17 protein-coding genes and 2 pseudogenes are annotated in these 23,290 nt (G+C 71.7%); 8 read left to right on the forward strand and 11 right to left on the reverse strand.

The annotated features are described in order from the left end of the window. Positions 1-41: 41 nt before the first annotated feature. The 3 genes from ASD33_RS33980 to ASD33_RS08270 form a co-directional block, all read right to left on the reverse strand. Positions 42-1,388 (reverse strand): MFS transporter, encoded by a 1,347-nt coding sequence (locus tag ASD33_RS33980; RefSeq protein ID WP_157870012.1) that lies wholly within the window; start codon positions 1,386-1,388, stop codon positions 42-44. A gap of 116 nt (positions 1,389-1,504) precedes the next feature. Continuing rightward, positions 1,505-3,271 (reverse strand): sulfatase, encoded by a 1,767-nt coding sequence (locus tag ASD33_RS08265; RefSeq protein ID WP_056555817.1) that lies wholly within the window; start codon positions 3,269-3,271, stop codon positions 1,505-1,507. Beyond that, complete coding sequence (locus ASD33_RS08270) at positions 3,268-4,875, reverse strand: sulfatase (protein ID WP_079044647.1); 1,608 nt, start codon at positions 4,873-4,875, stop codon at positions 3,268-3,270. Before ASD33_RS08270 ends, ASD33_RS08265 begins: the two co-directional genes overlap by 4 nt. 343 nt (positions 4,876-5,218) lie before the next feature. On the opposite strand from ASD33_RS08270, the gene ASD33_RS08275 reads away from it, so the two are divergent. Next, complete coding sequence (locus tag ASD33_RS08275) at positions 5,219-6,157, forward strand: formylglycine-generating enzyme family protein (RefSeq protein ID WP_056556169.1); 939 nt, start codon at positions 5,219-5,221, stop codon at positions 6,155-6,157. A 61-nt stretch (positions 6,158-6,218) separates the two neighbouring features. After that, on the forward strand, positions 6,219-6,827 hold the full coding sequence (locus ASD33_RS08280; RefSeq protein WP_056555820.1) for a PadR family transcriptional regulator: 609 nt from the start codon (positions 6,219-6,221) through the stop codon (positions 6,825-6,827). Positions 6,828-7,270: 443 nt separating this feature from the next. Here the strand turns inward: ASD33_RS08280 and ASD33_RS08285 are convergent, their stop codons facing one another. Beyond that, positions 7,271-8,392 (reverse strand): magnesium and cobalt transport protein CorA, encoded by a 1,122-nt coding sequence (locus ASD33_RS08285; protein WP_056555823.1) that lies wholly within the window; start codon positions 8,390-8,392, stop codon positions 7,271-7,273. Positions 8,393-8,509: 117 nt separating this feature from the next. Here ASD33_RS08285 and ASD33_RS08290 point away from each other — a divergent pair, with 117 nt between their 5' ends. Beyond that, complete coding sequence (locus tag ASD33_RS08290; protein ID WP_056556173.1) at positions 8,510-9,634, forward strand: winged helix DNA-binding domain-containing protein; 1,125 nt, start codon at positions 8,510-8,512, stop codon at positions 9,632-9,634. A gap of 141 nt (positions 9,635-9,775) precedes the next feature. On the opposite strand, the gene ASD33_RS08295 is transcribed toward ASD33_RS08290, so the two are convergent. Next, positions 9,776-10,591 (reverse strand): helix-turn-helix transcriptional regulator, encoded by an 816-nt coding sequence (locus ASD33_RS08295; RefSeq protein WP_056555826.1) that lies wholly within the window; start codon positions 10,589-10,591, stop codon positions 9,776-9,778. Between the two features lie 91 nt (positions 10,592-10,682). On the opposite strand from ASD33_RS08295, the gene ASD33_RS08300 reads away from it, so the two are divergent. Both ASD33_RS08300 and ASD33_RS08305 read left to right on the forward strand, forming a co-directional pair. Next, the gene (locus ASD33_RS08300; protein WP_056555829.1) at positions 10,683-12,368 is read left to right on the forward strand and encodes an AMP-binding protein; all 1,686 of its coding nucleotides are present in this window, start codon (positions 10,683-10,685) and stop codon (positions 12,366-12,368) included. Further along, positions 12,365-13,969 (forward strand): AMP-binding protein, encoded by a 1,605-nt coding sequence (locus ASD33_RS08305; protein WP_056555831.1) that lies wholly within the window; start codon positions 12,365-12,367, stop codon positions 13,967-13,969. The genes ASD33_RS08300 and ASD33_RS08305 overlap by 4 nt, the downstream gene beginning before the upstream one ends. A gap of 54 nt (positions 13,970-14,023) precedes the next feature. Here ASD33_RS08305 and ASD33_RS08310 read toward each other — a convergent pair whose 3' ends face one another. Beyond that, complete coding sequence (locus tag ASD33_RS08310; protein WP_056555833.1) at positions 14,024-14,923, reverse strand: LysR family transcriptional regulator; 900 nt, start codon at positions 14,921-14,923, stop codon at positions 14,024-14,026. 109 nt (positions 14,924-15,032) lie between these two features. Here ASD33_RS08310 and ASD33_RS08315 point away from each other — a divergent pair, with 109 nt between their 5' ends. Then, positions 15,033-16,055 carry a serine hydrolase domain-containing protein gene (locus ASD33_RS08315; protein ID WP_056555836.1) on the forward strand — a complete coding sequence of 341 codons (1,023 nt, stop codon included), beginning with the start codon at positions 15,033-15,035 and terminating at the stop codon, positions 16,053-16,055. 43 nt (positions 16,056-16,098) lie between these two features. Here ASD33_RS08315 and ASD33_RS08320 read toward each other — a convergent pair whose 3' ends face one another. The 4 genes and pseudogenes from ASD33_RS08320 to ASD33_RS36155 form a co-directional block, all read right to left on the reverse strand. Further along, positions 16,099-16,623, reverse strand: a complete 525-nt coding sequence (locus ASD33_RS08320) for a GNAT family N-acetyltransferase (RefSeq protein WP_056555839.1) — start codon at positions 16,621-16,623, stop codon at positions 16,099-16,101. 19 nt (positions 16,624-16,642) lie between these two features. Then, positions 16,643-17,434, reverse strand: coding sequence for a TIGR04222 domain-containing membrane protein (locus tag ASD33_RS08325; RefSeq protein ID WP_056556176.1), 792 nt, complete (start codon positions 17,432-17,434; stop codon positions 16,643-16,645). Between the two features lie 68 nt (positions 17,435-17,502). Continuing rightward, a pseudogene (locus ASD33_RS08330) lies at positions 17,503-17,931 on the reverse strand (hypothetical protein); the annotation flags it as partial. 546 nt (positions 17,932-18,477) lie between these two features. Continuing rightward, positions 18,478-18,771: pseudogene (locus tag ASD33_RS36155) on the reverse strand (hypothetical protein); the annotation flags it as partial. Between the two features lie 204 nt (positions 18,772-18,975). On the opposite strand from ASD33_RS36155, the gene gcl reads away from it, so the two are divergent. Further along, positions 18,976-20,763, forward strand: a complete 1,788-nt coding sequence (gcl, locus tag ASD33_RS08335) for a glyoxylate carboligase (protein ID WP_079044649.1) — start codon at positions 18,976-18,978, stop codon at positions 20,761-20,763. Between the two features lie 150 nt (positions 20,764-20,913). On the opposite strand, the gene ASD33_RS08340 is transcribed toward gcl, so the two are convergent. Then, positions 20,914-21,900, reverse strand: coding sequence for an ArsR family transcriptional regulator (locus ASD33_RS08340; protein ID WP_056555856.1), 987 nt, complete (start codon positions 21,898-21,900; stop codon positions 20,914-20,916). Between the two features lie 71 nt (positions 21,901-21,971). Here ASD33_RS08340 and ASD33_RS08345 point away from each other — a divergent pair, with 71 nt between their 5' ends. Beyond that, complete coding sequence (locus ASD33_RS08345; protein ID WP_056555860.1) at positions 21,972-23,264, forward strand: MFS transporter; 1,293 nt, start codon at positions 21,972-21,974, stop codon at positions 23,262-23,264. Positions 23,265-23,290 lie beyond the last annotated feature (26 nt).

Here is a 23,290-nt window from a genome sequence, read left to right on the forward strand (position 1 = left end):
CCCGCTCCGGAAGCGGACGGGAGCGTCCGCTCTGACCCGGGCTATCCGCCGAGAGCCACCTGCCGCCGGCTTTCGAGTGCCTGCTGGACGCGGGCCACATCGGTGGCGTAGGTGCGATAGAGCAAGGTGAGGAAGGCGCCGTTGACGAGCACGAGTCCGACGAGAACCCACAGGAACACCGCGCGCAGTCCGAAGGCGTCGCCGAGGAAGCCGGCTCCGAGGCTGAACGCGGCGATGGCGACGGCCTCGAAGACGCTGAGGTAGATGGCGAAGGCCGCGCCGCGGAGTTCGGGAAGCGTCACGGCCATGATCATGGGCCGGTTGACCACCGGGTTGACGCCCTGGACGAGGCCCATGAGGGCGAAGAAGACAGCGAACACGCCGATCCCGCCCCAGTCGAGCTGGGTACCGAAGAAGGCCACGGTCGCGAAGGCGAACTGAGCGGTCTGGAGAATGACCACGAGGCCGTGGCGCGGGTTGCGGCGGACGGCCCAGTCGGCGAGGAAGCCGCCGAGCACAGTGCCGGTGAAGAAACCGATGCCCATGGGGAAGAGGACGACGGAGGCGACCTGGGTGCTGAATCCGTAGACGTCCACCAGGAAGATCACACCGAACATCGCGGCGAGAAGTTGCCCCGACAGGAGTCGGGAGACGAGCAGGACCACCAGGCTCGGGATCCGGAAGAGCGCGGTCACCTGCTTCATGGTGACCTTGGTGTGGGCCTCGCGGGTCCGTCGGTCGAGGCCGGCGAGCTGGTGCTCGGACGCGCCTCTGCCTGGGTCGCGCATCCAGATCAACAGGGCGACGCCGCACAGGACGTTGACGGCGCCGATGCCCCACAGGCCCCAGCGCCAGCCGTCGTCGAACGCGGCGAGCTGTCCCTTCAGGGTGGCGAAGAGGGAGGCGGCGAGGTTGATGACGCCGTACAGCATGCCGACGGCGCGGCCCCGGGACTCGCTGTCGAAGAGGTCCCCGAGGATTTCCGTGGTGAGAGGTCCGGAGGCGGCGTACCCGGCGGCGAGGATGGTGATCAGGATGAGGAGCTGGGTGAAGTTCTGGGCGAAGCCGGCGGCTATGCCCCACACTCCCCAGAAGCCGGTGGCCAGGACGAGGACGCCCTTGCGGGACCAGCGCTGGGCGACCCACACCCAGAACGGGCCGGCGAACACGCCGGCGATCCGGCCTGCGGCGGTCAGGACGCCGAGGGCGCCGAGCGAGACTCCGAGCGAGTGGCGGATCACCGGGAACAGCCCGCTGATCAGACTCGCCTCGGTGTTCTCGGCGATCATGGTGCCGCCGAGCAGGGACAGCTGGCGCCAGCGGCCCTTCACGGGGACGGCCTTTCTCTCCTTCGTCGTGCCGACGGGTGCCTCGGTAAGATCGGGCAAGACGCCACCTCTTCTTCGTCTCGTTCTTCGCTGGATGGGTGGGGAGAGGGAAGGCAAGCCGGTGACGGGGTAGCCGCCCTGTCACCGGCGTCCATCTGAGTTCCGACGACTGGGTCTCAGAGTTCCGTGAGTTCCTCGGCGACCAGACGCAGCCGGTCGGGCGGGATCATTCCGCCCGACATCGCCGCGATGTCGATAAGCGGGGTCGGCCCCAGGAACTGCAGGAGTTCCGAGTCGGCGATCCCCGGCAGGTGCCGCTTGAGCACCTCCAGCGCCACCGGATCGCCGATCAGCGTCGCGACCGGCGTGCGCAGCGAGAGCCGCCCCTCGGGATAGTCCTCGGCACGAGGCAGGGGCACCGCGGCTCGCTGGGCCTGGTCGCGCTGGGCCCGTACGAGGAGGTGCGCGCCGGTCACCTGGCCCTCGGCGGGCAGGCCGAGACGTTCGTACTGACTGAGCGGCGCTTCCGTATCCCGCATCAGCTCCACCAGCAGCGTGGCGAGCCGCAGCTCCACCTCGTCGTCGACGAGCGGCTCCAGCTGCTGGGGGTCGTTCTCCAGGTCGAAGAGCAGGCTGCCGTGGTGGTACGGATTGACGAAGGTACGGCCCGCCGTACGCAAGGTGCGGAGGCCCTTGGTGAAGCCGAACGGCTCGGCCAGCTCCACGTCGGCGAGTTCGGCGGGGGTGAAGCGGCCGCGCATGTGCGTCGGCATCAACGTGTGCTCCTGCAGCGGGGCGTTGCCGGGGGAGACGGGGGCGCGCATGTAGACGTACCGGCCGTCGGTGATGTTCACGTGACCGCCGTGGATGCCGAAGAGGCCGGCCTCGCGTACGGGGCCGTCCGCAGCGGTGACGGGCAGCGGTGCGCCCTGCATGTCGGCCGGGCGCTCGACGCCGAAGTACTCCAGGAGTGTGGGGGCGAGGTCGATGGTCTGCACGAGGGTGTCGCGCCGCTCGCCCGCGCCGCCGGAGCGCGGGTCCCAGACGAAGAGAGGCAGGTGGACCAGCTCGTTGTACCAGGGCTGGACGCCCTTGCCCCACCAGCCCTTCTCGCCGAGCAGCAGACCGTGGTCGGTGTTGACGATCAGGAGCGTGTCGTCCCACAGCCCGTGCTCGTCCATGGCGTCGAGGACCCGGCCCAGGGAGTGGTCGCACATGGAGAGCAGTGCGGCGTACTCGTAACCGGCGTGCGCGACCTGCTCGTTCGTCTCCACCACCTGCTTGTAGTCGGGCCAGTCGAAGTGCGGCCCGTCATACGCGTGCGGGTAGAGGTCCTTGTAACGCTGGTGGGAGAAGAACGGCTCGTGCGGGTCGAAGGTCTCGATCTGCACGAACCACCGATCCGCGTCCTTGTTCGTCCGGATGAACTCCAGACCGGCGTCGAACGTGAGCGTCTGCGGATGCCGGTCCTCGGTCGCCATGTGCGGCCGGTTCACCCAGTCCTGCCGGTACGCGGCCGAGCGCATCCGCTTCAGGTCCTCGGGCATCTCCGGATCGGCCACCTGGCCCTTCCACGGGTCGCCCTCCTGCCCGCGGAAGAACTCCCAGGAGTTGTAGCGGCCGTGGTAGGTGGCGCCGCCGTCCTCCCAGTAGTGCGGGTGGTCGCTGGCCAGATGGGTGTACACGCCGTTCTGCTTGAGTAGTTCGGGCATCGAGTCGTCGAACGGCTCCAGCGGTCCCCAGCTGCGGTGCAGGAAGTTGTAGCGCCCCGTGTGCAGTTCGCGGCGGGCCGGCATGCACGGCATCGACCCCGCGTACGCCTTGTCGAAGGTCACCGTACGCTCGGCGAGGCGCGCGAAGTTCGGGGCGTGCGTCCAGTCCCCTCCGTACGGCGGCAGCATGCGCCGGTTGAGACTGTCGAACATCACCATGATCGCCCTCATCGCACGGACTTCCCTTCTGTCGCCTCTGCTGTCGCCGACTTCGTGGCGCGTTCCTGGAAGATCTCCATCCAGCGCCCGAAGAGCTCCGCGGAACGCGGTGGTGCCGGAGCGTGCCAGGGAACCGGTACCGAGGCACGGGGTACGGCCAGACGCTGTTCCAGGTCCTCGGCCAGGTGGGACCGGCCGGTGTCGCGCAGATGCCGGGCGTACCGGGTGGGGTCGGCGTAGTAGACGGGGCCCGCCTGGAGATTGCTCAGCATCGGGTCGGGCAGACAGCCGGGACGGCCGGCGTGCTCGTGCCACCACTCGGCCAGGTGGGAGCGCATCGTCCCGGCGAGAGCGGGCTCCTCGTCCAGGAGGTCACGGGTCAGGTACGGATCGTCGGTGACGTCGTACAGCTGCTCCCAGGCCGTCTTGAAGCAGCCGGGGTGATAGGTGCGGATGTAGAGGTGGTCGCGGGTACGGACGGCCCGCTGGTAGGTGTGTGCGCCGTGGCCGAGGACCAGGTACGGGCGGGAGCCGGTCTCCTCGCCGCGTACCGCGCCCGCGAAGGAGGCGCCCTGCCAGCCCTCGGGCGCGTCGAGGCCGAGGAGGTCGCACAGGGTGGGTGCCAGGTCGATGTTGTACAGGAGGTCGTCGTTGCGGCGGGCCTCGGCCGGAAGGGTGTCGGTGACCCCGGGCCAGTACACGACGAGGGGGATCCGCTGGACGGACTCCGTGGCCAGTCCATGCTCGGCGTACATGCCGTGCTCGCCGAACGCCTCGCCGTGGTCGGCGCTGACGACGATCGCCGTCTCGTCCGCGATGCCCAGTTCCTCCAGGGTGGCCAGGAGCCGGCCGAAGTGGTGGTCCCAGTAGGCGATGGCGCCGTCGAAGCCGTTGATCAGGTGCTCGAAGTCGGCGCGCGAGCGGATCGCGTCGGGCATGTTGTGCGGCACGGGCGAGGTGCCGCCGCCTCCGGTGAGCGAGTAGTGCAGGTCCAGGGCGCTGCGGGGGCCGTAGATCTCCGCGTGTTCCCGGATCGTCTGCTCGTCCGGCCAGGACTGCACGGGGGCGGAGGCCGCCATGCGTTCGGTCCACTCGGCGGGCTGGGTGTAGTCGGTGTGCGGGTCCCAGTAGGTGAGGTGGAGGTACCAGTCGTCGTCCTCGGCATGTCTGCGGATCCAGTCAAGGGCGGCGCGGTTGACGTCGGCGGCGTCCTCGTCGCCCCAGTTGCCGGTGGCGCGGACGGACTCGCGGAAGTTGCCGTGGAACCAGTACGCGCGATGGCGCTCGGCGAAGACGGAGACGGCCGCGGTGTAGTAGCCGTCGAGCTGGAGGCGCTGCCCGAGGAGCGGCCGGTCGGGCTCGGGGCCGTGGCCGGAGTCGAGCCGGAACTGGGCGTCGGCGCCGTAGTGGCCGATCACGCCGTTCGTGATCCCGAACTGTCCGCTGGTCAGAGCGGTCCGGGACGGCAGACAGGGCGAGTCGGAGCAGTAGTAGCGGTCGAAGACCACCGACTTGTCGGCGAGCTCCTGGAGGTGGGGCGTGGTGGGCCGGTGGTAGCCGTACGGGGTGGTGTGGTCGGCCCGCAGGGTGTCGACGTCCACGTAGATGATGCGCAAGGGGAACTCCGGGGGACAGACGGGGGCCGCAGGCGGTCGGCATTCGATGAGCGCTCAGGGCATATATGCGTCAGCAGCTATGAGCCTCAGGTTTCAGGGCTGTTGTCGACGGTGTCAAGATGTCGCACCTGAGTTCTTGGATTTGCAATACTCCCGCATCACTTCGTTGATCGTGTCCTCCGAGGGAGAGGGTGCCGACGCTCGGCCCTTGCCGGTTTATGAGTTCTGACGTACATATGAAGCTGTCTTGGAGTCACAACCGAGGAGCGAGGAGAAGTCCGCCGTGGACAGCTGTTGCACCCCGGGCCGCACGGCCCCTCGCGAGAACGCGAGGCTGCTGCCGGTGCCGTCCGCACCGGCCCCGCTCGCCGCGTCGCCGGAGGGGCGGGACGAACCAGAGTTCGTGGACCTTCCCGGCGGAGAGTTCCTGATGGGCGACAGCTTCGGTGAGGGATACCCGTCGGACGGAGAACAGCCGGTGCACCGGGTGGCACTGGCCCCCTTCGCCATCGCCACCACCACCGTCACCAACGCCCAGTTCGCTGCCTTCGCCGCCGCGACCGGCCACCGCACGGACGCCGAGCGCCACGGCTCGTCCGCCGTCTTCCACATCGCACTGCGCGCCCGGGCCCGGGACGTCCTGGGGCGTGCTCCCCGCACTCCCTGGTGGCTCGACGTCGCCGGCGCCGACTGGGCCCACCCCGCAGGACCGCTCTCCCGCTGGGAGGAGATCCCTGACCATCCCGTCGTGCACGTGTCCTGGGACGATGCCGTCGCCTACTGCCGCTGGGCCGGCGCCCGCCTGCCCACCGAGGCCGAATGGGAGTACGCGGCCAGGGGCGGACACTACGGCCGCCGCTACCCCTGGGGCGACACGCTCACCCCCGACGGCGAGGACCGGTGCAACATCTGGCACGGCACCTTCCCCACCCACAACAACCTGAGCGACGGCCACCTCACCACCGCGCCCGTACGCTCCTACCCGCCCAACGACCACGGCCTGTACGAGACGTCCGGCAACGTCTGGGAGTGGTGCGCCGACTGGTTCTCCCCGTCCTACTACCGCCGCTCGCCCCGGCGCAATCCGCTCGGCCCGCGCACCGGCACCGCCCGTGTCACCCGGGGCGGCTCCTACCTCTGCCACGACAGCTACTGCAACCGCTACCGGATCGCCGCCCGCTCCGCCAACACCCCCGAGTCCTCCGCCGGCAACTGCGGCTTCCGGATCGCCCGCGACCTCACCGAGGACGAGCGGCCCGCCCCGGCGGATGAACTGCGGTGAGCCGCCCCCCGGCCGACCCCTGAGACAATCCGTACCGACCCCGCTCTGTTGAGGACCCGCCATGCGTCTGGAACACGTCATTCTCGGCCTGCTGGCCCTGCGCCCGCTCTCGGGCTACGACATGCGCAAGTGGATGGACGGCCCGGGCAAGTACATCGGCTACGGCGTGCAACTACCGCAGATCTACCGGGTCCTGCCCCGCCTCGTCGCCAACGGCTGGGCGGAATTCGAGGTCGACCCCCGCGACGGCAAACCCGACGCCAAGGTCTACCGGCTCACCGATGGCGGCCGCGATGAACTCCTGGCGTGGGCCCGTTCTCCGTACGAACCCTCTCCACGCCCCATGGACCCCGACTTCAGACTCCGGTTCCTCTTCGCCGGACAGCTCGGCCCCGAGGTCACCGTCCAGATCCTCCGCACCGAACTCGACCACCGACTCGCCCAAGTCCGCGAGCCCGGCTGGATGGACTTCACCACCGTCGAACTGGACCCCGTCCCCGAGATCGACCCGGAGTGGGCGCGCACCATCCAGCTCTCGGCCCACGAATTCGGCTACAGCAACACCGCCGCGTACATCGCCTGGCTCCAGCTCACCCTCGCCAAGGCGGAGGTCGCGGCAGGCCGGGTCCTCAGTGACACCCCCTACCGGGGCCCTGAATCTGCCGACTAGTCGTTCAGGGATGTGGTCGACGGTGAGCGTGGCGATGTCCCCCACAGTGGACGGTTGGCTCGTGACACGGACCGGCTGAGCGAGGCTGCGGCGGGGTTGTGTCCCGGCGCCTGCGAGGGCCGGACGCCCCGACCCAACCTTGCACTGATCTCACTGTCCGTGACGGGCGTCGGTGCTGTCCGCTTCTCGTGGACGCCGCCGAGTGGCAACCCGCGTGGCTGCGATGTGCGGCTGCCGGACCCGTGAGGCCAGTCGTTTCTCCCGGATCCTCCGCGACGCTCGTCCAACACCAAAAAGTGCTGGTCAGAGGCCTGCCGGGAGGAGGGTGAGGAGATCACCCGCATCACGTCTCCCCAGGGACTCCCCAGCGCCCGAAATGGGTGGTTCGTGCGGGAGGTGTAGAAGCAAACCGGGCGGGCTGTGTGAGTGGAGCCGGGCGACTCCTAGAGCCAGTCCCGCCGCTTGAAAATCACGTACAAACTGACGCAAACAACGCCCATCAAGCCGATGGCGAAGGGGTATCCGAAGCCCCACTGCAGCTCCGGCATGGAGGCGAAGTTCATGCCGTAAATAGTTCCCACGAGTGTGGGAGCAAAGAGAATGGCCGCCCAGCTGGAGATCTTCTTGATCTCCTCGTTCTGTTCGAAGCCCGCCTCCGCCAGCGCTCGCATCTCCGCGTTCTGTTGCTGGGTGACCAGGGTCGCGTTGACCGTGAGGATGTCCGTCAGGGCCTGGCGGAAGCCGTCGACGCGTTCGCTCGTGTGGGTCACGTGGTCGGCCACGTCGCGGAGGTAGCGCTGGAGTTCCTCGTCCGTGCCGTACTTGGCGAAGCCGGCCATCAGGCCGTGCAGCATGCCCACCAGCGGGCGGGTCGCACGGTGGAACTCCACCATTTCCCGGGAGAGTTCGTAGATGCGGCGCGAGACCGCCGGGTCGCCGCCGAAGACCTCCGTCTCGATCTCGTCGATGTCGTTCTGGACGCCCGCCACCACCGGTGCGTAGCCGTCGACGACCGCGTCGAGGATCGCGTACAGCACCGCCTCCGGGCCCAGCGCGAGGAGTTCCGGGTCCTGCTCCATCCGCTGCCGGACCGTCGACAGGTCCGGGGCCGCCCCGTGGCGGACCGTGATCAGGAAGTCCGGGCCCACGAAGACGTGCAGCTCCCCGAAGTCGACCTCCTCCTGTGCGTCCAGATAGCGGGCCGCCCGCAGGACCACGAACAGCGTGTCGCCGTACCGCTCCAGCTTCGGACGCTGATGGGCCTCCAACGCGTCCTCCACCGCGAGTTCATGGAGGTCGAACTCCGCCGCCAGCGAGTGGAGTTCCTGCTCCGTCGGGCGCTGCAGCCCGATCCACGCCATGCCGTCGGGGTGCTCCCGCAGCTTGCGGAAGGTCTCCGCGAGCGTCGCGGGGGAGGAGACCCGGCGGCCGTCGCGGTACAACGCCGACTGCACCACGCTCGGCTCCCCCTCCCCGTACGGCTCCGGGGGCGGCGCTGCGGACGAGGTCGCGGGCGGCGGTTCCGGCCGGCGGCGCCACGCCGCGCGCGGGCGGCGGTCGGGCATCCTCGTACACCTCCTGGATATTCGGTCCGAGAGCAGAATATATGGGGCGAATCACCCCCGTCCTGACTTTCTCATTGCGGACCAAAGCTGTCCTCATCCCTCGATAGCGTGCTCGTCATGGCCTCCAAGACGACCACCCACCCCGCGCTCGGCCCCCGCGCCCTGAACCGCGCCACCCTCGACCGGCAGCTCCTCCTGCGCCCCGCCCCGCTCGGCGTCGAGGAGGCCGTCGGGCACCTCGTCGGGCTCCAGGCGCAGAACACCAAGCCCCCGTACTACGCCCTCGCCGCCCGGCTCGACGGCTTCCGGCCCGAGGACCTGTCCGCCCTGATGGAGTCCCGGCGGGTCGCCCGGATCGTCTCCCTGCGGTCCACCGTCCACACCCACACCGCCCGCGACGCCGTCGGGCTGCGCCGGCTCGTCCAGGCGGGGGCCGTCGAACGAGAGCTGAAGATGTTCCGCAAGGGACTCGACGGCGTGGACCTCGACCGGCTCACCGCCCTGGCGACCGCGTACGTCGAGGAGCGGCCCCGAACCCCGAAGGCGCTCCGGGACCATCTGCTCCAGGAGTGGCCGGACGCCGACCCGCAGTCGCTCGGCATCGCCGCCCGCTGTCTGCTGCTGATGGTGCAGGTCACCCCGCGCGGGCTCTGGCGGCGCAGCGGGCAGGTCGCGCTCACCACCACCGACGTGTGGTTCGGCGAGCCCGAGGACGGCGCCGCCGACCTCGACGAGACCGTACGGCGCTACCTCGGCGCCTTCGGTCCCGCCTCCGTCAAGGACATGCAGACCTGGTGCGGTCTCACCCGGCTCCGCCCCGCCTTCGAGCGGCTCCGGCCCGAGCTGCTCGTCTTCCGGGCCGAGGACGGCACCGAACTCCTCGACCTCCCCGACGCGCCCCGCCCCGACGAGGACACCCCCGCCCCGCCCCGGCTCCTGCCCGAGTTCGACAACCTCCTCCTCTCGCACGCCGACCGCACCCGCGTCGTCCCGGCCGAGTACCGCTCCCGCAGCTGGACCGGCAACCAGGCGCACCGGGTCTTCCTCCTCGACGGCTTCCTCGCCGGGATCTGGCACCTCGACGAGGGCAAGGACCGCACCACGGTCACCCTCGAACCCTTCGCGCGCCCCACCCGGGCCCAGAGCGCCGCGCTCACCGCCGAGGCCGAGCGGATCCTCCGGCTGCTGACACCGGAGGGAATCCCGTACGACATCGTCCACAGCGACCCCGCGGACCGGTGACGCGACGCCGGGCATGACGGTGGCGGCGGGGCGGGGGCGGGGGCGTCGGCGGTGGCGCACCCAGCCCCGACCCAAGCGCCACCCCCGGCCCAAGCGTCACCCCCGGCCCAAGCATCACGTCTGACCCAAGCACCACCCCCCTCACGGCAACGCCCCTGCCCGCCGCGCCGCCACCACCGCCTCCATCCGCGTGTGCGCGCCCAGCTTCCGCATCGCCGAGCGCAGGTAGCCCTTCACCGTTTCCGGGCGGAGGCCCAGGCGCGCGGCCGCCGACGCGTTCGTCGCGCCGGAGGCGACCGCCGCCAGGACGTCCGTCTCGCGGGGGGTCAGAGAGACGCCGGGGGCGGATGGGGCCGCGCCCGAGGCCGATTCGAGGCGGCCGCAGACCGCGAGGAGGCGGTCCCGGAGGCCGGGGTCGACCACCTGCGGGGCCAGTTCGCGCAGCTCCCCGTACGCCTGGCGGACCTCCTCCCAGGAAGGCCCGGGAGCCGGCGGCGCGGGCAGCTGTCGCACCTGGTCCCGTACCGCGAGGGCCTGCTCGACGTCCCGCGCCGCCGCCATCGCCGCGTCGAAGATGCGCTCGCCGATCGGCAGGGACTCGCGCAGTGCCCCGTACAGCACGCCGCGCACCTTGCGCCGTACGACGACGGGGACGGCGATCACCGAGCGAAGGCCCTCCGCCGAGACCGGGAGGTCGTACTCGTGGGTGATGTGCCGCGCCGACGGGTAGTCCGTGACCGCGCACGGCCGCGACAGCGCCAGGCACTTCCCGCCGAGACCGGAGCCGGTCGAGATCGCGAGGCCGCGCAGCGCGGGCGTCACCGCCCCGCTCAGCTCGGCGATCCGCATCGTGCGGCCCTCCTGGAGCAGTCCGCCGAAGACGACGGGCAGCCCGCTGGCGCGCCGCAGCCGCAGCAGCGCCGTACGCAGCTCCACCGATTCCATCTGCTCGGGCACGGAACCACTCCTTCACCCCCGAACGGGGGTAGTGAGACCCGGGTCACTGATTACACGATGTCCGGGACCGGTCCCGCAACGAGGAGGACGCATGACGGCTACGAGCGCGACCAGCGCGACGGAGAGGTTCCGGGCCGCCCGGGACTTCCTGCTGCAGTACCGCGAGGACTACGAGACGGCCTACGAGGGCTTCGCCTGGCCCCGGTCCGACCGGTTCAACTGGGCGCTCGACTGGTTCGACGTCATCGCGGAGGGCAACGACGGGACCGCCCTGCACATCGTCGAGGAGGACGGCTCCGAGACGAAGGTCGGCTTCGCCGAGATGTCCGCCCGCTCGAACCGGGTCGCGAACTGGCTGCGGGCCCAGGGCGTCCGCGCGGGCGACCGGATCGTCGTCATGCTGGGCAACCAGGCCGAGCTGTGGGAGACCGCGCTCGCCGCGATGAAGCTGCGCGCCGTCCTCATCCCCGCGACCCCGCTCCTCGGCCCCGCCGACCTGCGCGACCGCGTCGAGCGGGGGCGGGCCCGGCACGTCATCGTGCGCGCCGAGGACACCGCGAAGTTCGACGACGTCCCCGGGGACTACACGCGGATCGCGGTCGGCGGCGACGGGGTGAGCTGGCTGGGGTACGAGCACGCCGCCGGCGCGTCGGACGTGTTCGAGCCCGACGGCGTCACCCTCGCCGACGACACCCTGATGCTGTACTTCACCTCCGGGACGACCGCCCGGCCCAAGCTGGTCGAGCACACCCACACCTCGTACCCCGTCGGACACCTCTCGACGATGTACTGGATCGGCCTCAAGCCCGGTGACGTGCACCTCAACATCTCCTCGCCCGGCTGGGCCAAGCACGCCTGGTCCAACCTCTTCGCGCCGTGGAACGCGGAGGCGACCGTCTTCATCCACAACTACACGCGCTTCGACCCGGCCCGGCTGATGGACGAGATGGACCGGAACGGCGTCACCAGCTTCTGCGCCCCGCCGACCGTGTGGCGGATGCTGATCCAGGCCGACCTGAGCCGGCTCAAGACCCCGCCGCGCGAGGTCGTCGCCGCCGGCGAACCCCTCAACCCCGAGGTCATCGAGTCGGTGCGGCGGGCCTGGGGCGTCACCATCCGGGACGGCTTCGGCCAGACGGAGACCGCCGTCCAGGTCTCCAACAGCCCCGGTCAGCGCCTCAAGGAGGGCTCCATGGGGCGCCCGAGCCCCGGCTTCCGGGTCACCCTCGTCGACCCGGTGAGCGGCCGCCCGGACGTGGAGGAGGGCGAGATCTGTCTCGACCTGTCCGCCAACCCGGTGGGCCTGATGACCGGCTACCACGGCGACCCGGAGCGTACGGCCGAGGCGATGGAGGGCGGCTACTACCGCACCGGCGACATCGGCTCCCGGGGCGCCGACGGCTACATCACGTACATCGGGCGCGCCGACGACGTGTTCAAGGCCAGTGACTACAAGATCTCCCCCTTCGAGCTGGAGAGCGCCCTCCTGGAGCACGAGGCCGTCGCCGAGGCGGCCGTCGTCCCCGCCCCCGACCCGCTGCGGCTCGCCGTCCCGAAGGCGTACGTCGTCCTCGCGGCGGGCTGGGAGCCGAACGCGGAGACCGCGAAGGTCCTCTTCGCCCACTCGCGCGAGGTCCTCGCCCCCTACAAGCGCGTCCGGCGCATCGAGTTCGCCGAACTGCCCAAGACGGTCTCCGGCAAGATCCGGCGCGTGGAGCTGCGCCGGCTCACCGCCGAGGGCGGCGGCACGGAGTACACGGAAGGGGACCTCGCATGAGCGCCACCGGGGAACTCTCGTACGCCCACGGGGTGTCGGGGACGCCGCTCCTGGGCGACACCATCGGCGCCAACCTGGACCGGACCATCGCCGCGTGGCCGGACCGCGAGGCGCTCGTCGACGTGCCGTCCGGCCGACGCTGGACGTACGCCCAACTCGGCGCGGACGTCGACAGGTTGGCGGGGTCGCTGCTCGGCAGCGGGGTCCGCAAGGGCGACCGGGTCGGGATCTGGGCGGTGAACTGCGCCGAGTGGGTGCTCGTCCAGTACGCCACCGCCCGCATCGGCGCGGTCATGGTCAACATCAACCCGGCCTACCGCTCACACGAGTTGGCCTATGTCCTCCGGCAGGCGGGCATCAGCCTGCTGTTCGCCTCGCTCGCCCACAAGACGAGCGACTACCGGGCGATGGTCGAGGAAGTGCGTGCGGAATGCCCGGAGCTGCGGGAGGCGGTCTACTTCGGCGACCCCGGGTGGGACGCCTTCCTCGCGCGTACGCCGGGCGGGCTGAGACCGGAGCCGCTGTCCTGCGACGAGCCCGTCAACATCCAGTACACCTCGGGGACGACGGGCTTCCCCAAGGGGGCCACCCTCTCCCACCACAACATCCTCAACAACGGTTACTTCGTCGGCGAGATGATCGCCTACAGCGAGCACGACCGCATCTGCATCCCGGTGCCCTTCTACCACTGCTTCGGCATGGTGATGGGGAACCTGGCCGCCACCTCGCACGGCGCCTGCATGGTGATCCCCGCGCCGTCGTTCGACCCGGCGGCCACCCTCGGGGCGGTGCAGGAGGAGCGCTGCACCTCGTTGTACGGGGTGCCGACGATGTTCATCGCCGAGCTGAACCTCCCCGACTTCGCCGCGTACGACCTCTCCACCCTCCGCACCGGCATCATGGCGGGTTCGCCGTGCCCGGTGGAGGTGATGAAGCGGGTGGTCGCCGAGATGAACATGGCGGAGGTGTCGATCTGTTACGGCATGACCGAGACCTCGCCCGTCTCCACCCAGACCCGCCGCGACGACGACCTGGAACGGCGCACGGGCACGGTCGGCCGGGTCATGCCGCACGTCGAGGTCAAGGTCGTCGACCCGGCGACCGGCCTGACCGTGGAACGCGGCGAGGCGGGCGAGCTGTGCACCCGGGGCTACAGCGTGATGATCGGCTACTGGGACGATCCGGAGAAGACCGCCGAGGCGATCGACTCCGGCCGCTGGATGCACACCGGGGACCTGGCGGTGATGCGCGACGACGGCTACGTCCAGATCGTCGGCCGCATCAAGGACATGATCATCCGGGGCGGGGAGAACGTGTACCCGCGCGAGATCGAGGAGTTCCTGTACGGGCACCCGGCGATCGCCGACGTCCAGGTCGTGGGCGTGCCCGACGAGCGCTACGGCGAGGAGATCCTGGCCTGCGTCGTCCCGCGCGACCCGGCGGCCCCGCCGACCCTCGATGACATCACCGCCTTCTGCCGTGACCGCCTCGCCCACTACAAGATCCCCCGCAGGGTGGAGATCCTCGCGGAGTTCCCGATGACGGTGAGCGGGAAGGTGCGGAAGGTGGAACTGCGGCAGCGGTACGGCGAGGGTTCCTAGCGGTCCGCGCCCACGCGCGCGTACGTGCCCGGTGGACGGCCGGTCTTCGGAGGGTCACCGGGCGCGTTCGGCGTCGGCGAGGGTGCGGAGGAGGTCGACGAAGGCCGCCACCTGGGGTTCCGGTTCGCCGACGGGCAGCAGTACGCCGTAGTCCATCGTCGGGCCGTCCCGCAGCGGGACGAATGCGACGCCGGGCCGGGCGTGGTACTCGGCGGCGCGCACCCCGACGATCGACGCGCCGAATCCGGCGGCGACCAGCACCGGGATCTCGTGCCAGGAGGTGCAGGACGGTCCCCGCGGGATGGGGCGCCCCAGCGGTGTCCGTTCCGGAATGTGCCTGTCCACGACGGGCCCCGGACGGATATTGCCGAGCCCGATCAGGGACACCTGGGCCAGGTCCTCCATGGACGCGCTCGCGCCGGCGGCCAGGGGGTGACCGGCGGGCAGCATCAGGGCTCTGGGCTCACGGAACAGCACCGGACCCGCGGACATCCCGGGCTCGATCACCGGGAACTCGGCGATGTGCAGCTGGAGTTCGCCCCGGAGCAGCGGACCGTACGGATCGCTGAACGACACCTCCCGGGTCCGCACGGACCACCCCGGATACCGGTCGCGGAAGGGCTCGGCCGCCCTCAGCAGCAGTTCGGCGCACCAGGGCGCCGTGTAGCCGGCGTACAGCTCGCCCGCCGTCCCGCGCCCCTGGGCGGTGGCCCGCTCCAGGGCGCGGCGGATGCGCTGCTGGGCCGGAAGCAGCTCGTCGCGGAGTTCCTCGCCGAGCGGGGTGAGCCGCACGGTGCGCGAGGTGCGGGCGAACAGGGGGGCGCCGAAGCGCCGTTCCTGCTTCTTGATGACATGGCTGACCCGGGACGGGGTGATGTGCAGCCGCTCGGCGGTCCGGCCGAAGTGCAGCTCCTCTGCGAGGGTCAGGAAGATCTCGATGTCCCGCAGCTCCATCGCCCCTCCAGCAGACCGTTCGGAACGAGAATCTAACGCTCGGCGTTGTGCCGGCACAACGCGCATCGTTGCCCTGACGAGCAACGCTGCCTTGCGAACTCCGCCGTTGATGACGGCGCGCGCCGGAGCCAGGCTGAATCGACCGCGGCAGCGGGCCGGCAGCGCCGGAGCGCGCGCGGCGGGTGAGGCCGTCGAACCCCCGGTCGACGGGCACTTCTGGATCGGCTCCACCACCAAGACCTTCACCGCGACCCTCGTCCTCCAGCTGGTGGACGAGGGCAGGCTCGACCTGGACGGCCCGGTCGCCGACCACCTGCCCGCGTTCGGCCTCGACCCGCGGATCACCGTGCGCATGCTGCTCCAGCACACCAGCGGCCTGTACAACTACACCGGCGAGCTCACGCCCGAGGGCGCGTTCGAGCCGGGGATCGACGCCACCGGCAAGGCATGGGCCGAGAACCGGCTGCGCTCCTACCGGCCCGAGGAACTGGTGCGCTTCGCCCTCTCCAGGCCGCCCCGCTTCGCACCCGGCGCCGACCAGAGCTACGCGAACACCAACTACACCCTGGCCCTCCTGCTCATCGAGAAGGCCGCCGACCGCACCTACGCCGAGGCGCTCGACCGGCGGATCGTACGGCCCCTCGGCCTGACCGGCACCGTCGCCCCCGGGGCGGACGCGCCGGACCTGCCCGAGCCGCATGCCCACGGCTACTTCCGCTACCAGGACGGCGAGGAATGGCGGACGGCCGACGTCACCCGCCAGAACTCCTCGCTGCTGGCCGGCGCCGGACACCTGATCTCCACCACCCGGGACCTCCAGGTCTTCGTCTCCGCCCTGCTCGGCGGCAGGCTGCTCCCGGCGAAGCTGCTCGACGAGATGCGCACCCCGCACGGAAAGCTCGGTCTCGGTCTCGGCCTGTGGGTGCAGGAGCTGGACCCGGACCGCGGCATCACCGTCGTCCACCACAACGGTGGCGCGCCGGGCGGCTTCGGCTCGCTGATGGTCAGCACACCCGACGGCCGCCGGACGCTGACGGCCGGCCTGACGACGGGCGACTCGGGGACCGATCCGGCGGAGGCCTTCCCGAAGGCCCTCGGCGAGCTGCTCGGGACGGTGTTCTGCGGCGACTGAGCCCGGGCCGGGCGGTTGCCGGCGACTCGGTGAACGTGCGCGGTCACCGCGACGGGACGAGCTCCCGGCGCATGCAGACACGGGGCCAGACCGAGAGGCCGTGGGCCGCTTCCGCCCGGCTGATCGCGCGCAGGCCCTCCGTCAGCGCCGGGTCGGCGTCGGTGAGCGGGCGGAAGCCGAGGCGCGTGTAGTACGGCGCGTTCCACGGCACTTCGGTGAACGTCGTCAGGGTCAGCGCCGCCAGGCCCTGTTCCCCGGCGGTCGCCGCCAGGTGCTCGATCAACGACCGGCCGACCCCCCGGCGCCCGGAGTCCGGATGCACCGACACCTGCTCGATGTGGGCGGCGCCGTCGACGGTGTCGGTCAGCAGATACGCGACCGGGCGGTCGGCGGCGTCCACCGCCACCCACGCCCGGCCGCCGCGGCGGTAGGACTCCAGGACGTCCAGGGGCAGCGGATCGTCGTCGGCGACGGCTGCCATCCCGAGGGTGCGGAACGGCTCGCCCGCCGCCCGTTCGATGTCCTGGAGCAGCGGGAGTTCGGCCGGTGCGGCCGCTCTGATGCGCATACGACAGTATGGCGCGGTCTCAGCACCGGCCGTCGCCCGAATCCGCTCCACGATCCTCCGGAGGCCGGTTCCCGTCCGCCTCCCCGGGCCGGTCGAGCAGCCCGCCGTCCCGCGAGAACCGGGGCAGGAACAGCGCGAGCGCCGGATCGCCGTACAGCGCCACGTACAGCTGGACCAGCCACCCGTCCGTCACCTCGCGCCGATGCGCCGGCAGTGGATACCGCTCCCGCAGACCGGCGAGCAGGTGCTGCGCCGCCGGGGTCGCCTGGGGCAGCCGCGGCAGGAGGAGCGCCAGGAGCGCCGCCGAAGCCCCCGCCACGAGCGCCACCACCGGATCCGCGTCCGAGCCGCCCGTCGCGTACGCCCCCGCCGCCACCGTCAGCGGTACGCCGCCGAGCAGCGCCCTCGCCGCCCACAGCCGCGCCGGCCGCAGCAGCAGCCCCGCCCCGCGCAGCTCCCCGCGCAGCGCGTCCACCGCCCGCCGCGCCTCGGGACGCAGCACGAGGTCGCGCAGCGGGAACGCCCGGTGGAGCGCCCCGTGCACGCCCAGCTGTACGGGGTCGCGGGTGCGGCCCGGCCCGCCGTTGGCCCGAATCGTATGTTTGCGGCCCGCCGCGACCGCTCCGCGCTGGTGCAGCGCCACCAGTGCCACGGTGACGGCCGCCCGCCGTCCGCCCCGCAGCAGCGCGAGGGCCTGCGGAGGCGGCGGATCGTCCGTTCCGCTTTCCCGGCTGCGCGTTCGCAACAGCACGGCGGCGACCAGTAGTTGGCCACAGGCCGCTCCGATGAACCACCACATCCCCGTCGGCATGACGCCCACCCCCGAGGGTGTTCTGCCCGGGAGGGGGTGATCGTCACGCGTGAATGGCCGGATTCGGTTCAGGCGCCGCCCGCGGTCAGGTCGTCGGCGGCGTTGTTCACCGGTTGCGGGGTGCCGGTGAGATCGAGGACGAAGAGCGGCAGCCCGATCTCGGCGGCGCGCGAACGCGCCTCCGGCGTGTAGCCCGCCAGCGAGAAGAACACGCTCACGCCGGACGCGCTGAGCCCGTTCAGCCACAGGCACTCGACCGCCCGCAGCCCGGTGGGCCGGGTGCTCGGGTCGACCTGCGCGACGAGCCCCGGCGCCCGCAGGTCCACCCCGGACGCGGGCCGGTCCTCCGGCTGCACCACGTCCCGGAACCCGAGCCAGCGCAGATACGAGGCCGCCGCGGCGACCGCGTCCCGCGAGGTCCGGATGGTCACGGGCCGGAAGGCACCGCGCACCGGAGCGGGGTGCGGAGCGGTGGGCGGCAGCGGAATGTGCGCGGGGTAGCGCTCGGCGAAGGCCCGTGGCGCGGCGAATCGGGGCGGGCGCGCGGGGCCGGGGCCGGAATCGGAGCCGGATTCGGACTGTGACGGGGATCCAGCCGCGGACGGTGATCCGGACCCAGCCCCGGATCCGGTCCCGGTCCCGGTCCCGGTCCCGGACCCGGCCCCGGACCCAGCCTCGGATCCAGCCCCGGACTGCGCCCCGGACCCGGCGCCCGGTCCCGTACGGGCTGCGCCGGGAGACGCTCCGGCAGCGGTCGGGCCCGCCACCGCACCCCCTGCCGTACGCCCGGCTATGGCTCCGGTCGTTCCCGGAGCGCCGGAGGAGCCCGATGCGCCGGGCGTCCCGGCCACCCCACCCGGGCGCGCGTCGCGCCTGTTCCCGGGGCCCGGCCCGAACCACTCCGAGCCGGTCGGTCTCGCCGCCCGGCGGGCGGTCCCGGGCGTCCCGCCGGCAGCGCCCGTACCCGTATCCGTACCCGTACGGGCCTCCGGCGCAGGCCCCGGCCCGGGACTCGCCCCCGGCTCCGCTCCGTCCCCCGCCGCGCGGACCGGTACCCGCAGGACCGTCCCGCACGGGCAGCCCAGTTCCGGGTGCGGCCAGTCGTCCTCGCGGCCGCAGGCCCCGCAGCGGACCGTGACCCACTCGTCGGTCCAGTTGCGGTGCGTGATCGGTTCGGCCGTCGCGCCGGCCGCCACCGGTGGCGCCACCGGGCTTCCGCACGCGCAGGGGAAGACGGGTGCCGCGTACGCCTGCGTCCGCAGGCACTCCGGGCAGCGCACCGGTACCGACTCGCCCACAACCGACCCCCTGTCGTTCGGTCCCCATCGTCCACCCATCGGACGCCGGGGGGAGGCTGTTCGGCCACTTCCGCGGGTCCGTGGCAGTCCGTTGCACGGACCTCTCTTGACGGCTCTCCGGAGCCCGACCTACATTGCTTCCGTATAGCAGAACAGTATTTCCGCATTACGGAAACAAGCCGTCCGGGCTCCCCGAGCCGACCGGTGGGCTTGGATCCGCCCGGCCGAAGCAGGAGCACTCCCATGCCTCGTATGACCGCCGCCGCAGCGGCCGTTGAGATCCTCAAGCGCGAAGGCGTCACCACCGCGTTCGGCGTGCCCGGCGCGGCGATCAACCCCTTCTACCGCGAGCTCAAGAACGTCGGCGGCATCGGCCACACGCTGGCCCGCCACGTCGAGGGCGCGTCCCACATGGCCGAGGGCTACACCCGTGCCAAGGCCGGCAACATCGGCGTCTGCATCGGCACCTCAGGCCCCGCCGGCACCGACATGATCACCGGCCTGTACTCGGCCATCGCGGACTCCATCCCGATCCTCTGCATCACGGGCCAGGCCCCGGTCTCGAAGCTCCACAAGGAGGACTTCCAGGCCGTCGACATCGCCACGATCGCCAAGCCGGTCACCAAGGCCGCGACGACCGTCCTGGAGGCCGCACAGGTCCCCGGCGTCTTCCAGCAGGCCTTCCACCTGATGCGCTCCGGCCGCCCCGGCCCGGTCCTCATCGACCTCCCGATCGACGTCCAGCTGACCGAGATCGAGTTCGACCCGGAGACCTACGAGCCGCTGCCGGTCTACAAGCCGCAGGCCACCCGCGCGCAGGCCGCGAAGGCGCTGAGCTTCCTCCTGGAGTCCGAGCGCCCGCTGATCGTCGCCGGCGGCGGCATCATCAACGCCGACGCCACCGACCTGCTCGTCGAGTTCGCCGAGCTCACCGGCATCCCGGTCATCTCCACCCTGATGGGCTGGGGCACCATCCCGGACGACCACGGGCTGGCCGCCGGCATGGTCGGCGTCCAGACCGCGCACCGCTACGGCAACGCGACCTTCCTGGAGTCGGACTTCGTCCTCGGCATCGGCAACCGCTGGGCCAACCGCCACACGGGCTACAACCTGGAGGCGTACACCAAGGGCCGGAAGTTCGTCCACGTCGACATCGAGCCCACCCAGCTCGGCAAGATCTTCGCGCCCGACTACGGCATCGCCTCCGACGCCAAGGCCGCGCTGCTCCTCTTCATCGAGATCGCCAAGGAGCTGAAGGCCGCGGGCGCGCTGCCGGACTTCTCCGCCTGGGCCGCCTCCGCGCAGGAGCGCAAGGCCACCCTGCAGCGCCGTACGCACTTCGACAACATCCCGATGAAGCCGCAGCGCGTCTACGAGGAGATGAACAAGGCCTTCGGCCCGGACACGCGCTACGTCACCACCATCGGTCTCTCCCAGATCGCCGCGGCCCAGTTCCTGCACGTCTACAAGCCGCGCCACTGGATCAACTGCGGCCAGGCCGGCCCGCTCGGCTGGACCATCCCGGCCGCGATCGGCGCCGCGACCGCCGACCCGGACACCCCGGTCGTCGCGCTCTCCGGCGACTACGACTTCCAGTTCATGATCGAGGAGCTGGCGGTCGCCGCCCAGCACAAGGTCCCCTACGTCCACGTCCTCGTGAACAACGCCTACCTGGGCCTGATCCGTCAGGCGCAGGGCGGTCTGGGGATCAACTTCGAGGTCAACCTCGAGTTCGAGAACATCAACACCCCTGAGATCGGCGTCTACGGCGTCGACCACGTCAAGGTCGCCGAGGGCCTGGGCGTCAAGGCCATCCGCGTCACCGACCCGGACAAGCTCGGCGAGGCGCTGGAAGAGGCCAAGAAGCTGGCCGTCGAGCACCAGGTCCCGGTCGTCGTCGAGGCCATCCTGGAGCGCATCACGAACATCGCGATGAGCAAGACGGTCGACATGAGCGACGTCACCGAGTTCGAGGACCTGGCCACCGAGCCCGGCCACGCGCCGACCGCGATCAAGGCCCTCCAGGCCTGACCGGCGGGATCCGCCCGACCGGCCCCACAGGCCCCACCGGCCCCACCGGCCCCACAGGTCTGGCAGGTCCGACAGGCCGGATCAGGACGCTCACGGAGCCGTGACACGGCCCCCGCCCGGACGAGCACCGGGGCGGGGGCCGTCCGGCGTTCACGTGGAGGCCGCGCGCCCCTGCGCCCGTACGAGCACCCCGCCCGCCTCCGTCCACTCGTACAGCACCGAGCGGCCCGCCCGCCCCCGCCGTACCAGCCCCGCGTCGAGCAGCACCTTCAGGTGCCGTCCCACCGAACCGAGTCCCTGTCCGGTGAGTGCCACCAACTGGCTGGTGGACTTGGGTGATTCGAGCCGTACGAGGACCCCGGCGCGCGCCCCGCCGAGCAGTGCGCCGAGGGCTTCGGGCACGACCGGAACGGTCGCGTCCCGCAGGGCGCCGGAGCACGCGTACACGATCGCGGACCGTTCGGAGCCCTCCCAGGACACCCAGCCCTTGTTCGGCGTCACCGGGACGAAGAGCAGCCGGCCGTCGTCGAAGCGCCTCGGCGGATACGCGCGGGGGTTGACCTGAAGCCGCCCGTCGCCCAGCCAGCGCATCTTTCCCGGGCACAGTTCGTCGAGCGCCGCCGCCCAGCCGTCCCGGGCCAGTTGCGCGGTCCGCGCCACCACATCGGCCTCCAGGACCCTGCGCCGGCGCGGCCAGTCGGGCAGCACCGTCTCCCGCCACACCCACTCCAGGACGCCCGCGAGCCGGTGCGGAAGATCCCGCGCCGACCGCAGCGGCTCCGGTACGGGACCCCCGACCGCGACCTCCAACTGCGGCACTGCGTCGGCCGGTTCGACGACGCGGACCGCCTCGACCTCCTCCTCGAACGACCGGTCGCGGTCACCCGTCGGCGTCGGCGTCAGGAAGTCGGCGTTCCAGGTGGGCCCGATGGCCGCCCGGACGAGCAGCGCGTCGAGGGGCTCGGCGGCCAGCCGTGCCCGGTAGGCCGGCAGATGGGCGGTCAGCCAGGCCCGCTCGCCCGGGTGGGCGCCGACCGCCGCGTGCAGGGTCTTGAGGGCCGCGACCGTCTCGGCGAGCGGTGAGACGACGAATCTGCTCCCGGCGAGGGAGTCCGTGCCGATCTGCCACCAGCCCATTCCCGCCCCCTGTCGTTTCGCGTCCCCGCGAAACAGTATCGGGACCCCCACCCGCGCCCGAGACTCCCGGCATGCCCCGCTACCGCGATCTCTTCCGGACCCCCGAGTTCACCCCGCTCTTCCTCACCGGCTCCGTCCACACCGCCGCCCAGACCGTCGCCGGGCTCGCTCTCGCCACGCTCGTCTTCCGCGCGACCGGCTCCCCGTTCCTCTCCGCGCTCGCCCTCTTCGGGCCCTCGCTCGCCCAGCTGCTCGGCGCGACCACCCTGCTCTCCGCCGCCGACCGGCTGCCGCCGCGCGCCACGATGGCCGGGATCGGGCTCTTCTTCGCCCTGGGCACCGCGGCCCTCGCGATCCCCGGGCTGCCGACCTGGGCGGTCTTCGTGATCCTCTTCGCGGAGGGGCTCGCCGCCTCCCTCGGCGGCGGCGTGCGGTACGGGCTCCTCAACGAGATCCTGCCCCGCGAGTCCTTCCTGCTCGGCCGCTCGGTGACCAACATGGCCGTCGGCGTCTGCCAGATCGCGGGCTTCGCCACCGGCGGCGTCCTGATCGCACTGCTCTCGCCGCGCGGCACGGTCCTCGCGGGCGCCGGGCTCTACCTCGCCGCGGCGCTCCTCGCCCGCTTCGGCCTCGGGGCGCGTCCGGCGCGCGCCGAGGGCCGGGCCTCGGTCGCCGAGACCTGGCGCACCAACGCGCGGCTGTGGTCCCTGCCCGCCCGCCGCCGGGCGTACCTGGCCCTCTGGGTGCCGAACGGTCTGATCGTGGGCTGCGAGTCGCTCTTCGTGCCGTACGCCCCCGAGCGCGCCGGGCTCCTCTTCGCCTGCGCGGCGTTCGGGATGCTGGCGGGGGACACCGTCGTCGGACGCTTCCTGCCGGCCCGGCTGCGGGGCCGGGTCCGCTTCCCGCTCCAGGCGCAACTGGCGGCCCCGTTCCTGCTGTTCGCCCTGAACCCGCCGCTGCCGCTCGCGTTGCTCGCGGTGACGGTCTCGGCGGTCGGGTACGCGGCGAGCCTGCTGCACCAGGAGCGGCTGATGACCCTGGTGCCGGAGGAGCTGTCCGGGCACGCGCTGGGGCTGCACTCCTCCGGGATGATCGCCCTCCAGGGGGTGAGCGCGGCGCTCGCGGGGACCCTCGCGCAGTACACCTCGCCGCGCACGGCGATGGTGGTGCTCGCGCTCGCCTCGCTCGCGGTGACGCTGGGGCTGGCGCGGGCCGACCGGGGGACGGGACGGCCCACCGCGGAGCCCGGGAGCGAAGGAGCGCCCGGGGACGAAGGAGCGCCCGGGAACGAAGAAGTGCCCGGGAACGAAGAAGAGCGCGGAACCAGGGACCGTAAACCTGGTTCCGCGCTCTCCCGCTCGTGACCGCCCGACGGTGCGAGGCTGGCGCG

The sequence above is a fragment of the Streptomyces sp. Root1304 genome, from assembly GCF_001426405.1.
Lineage (GTDB): Bacteria > Actinomycetota > Actinomycetes > Streptomycetales > Streptomycetaceae > Streptomyces.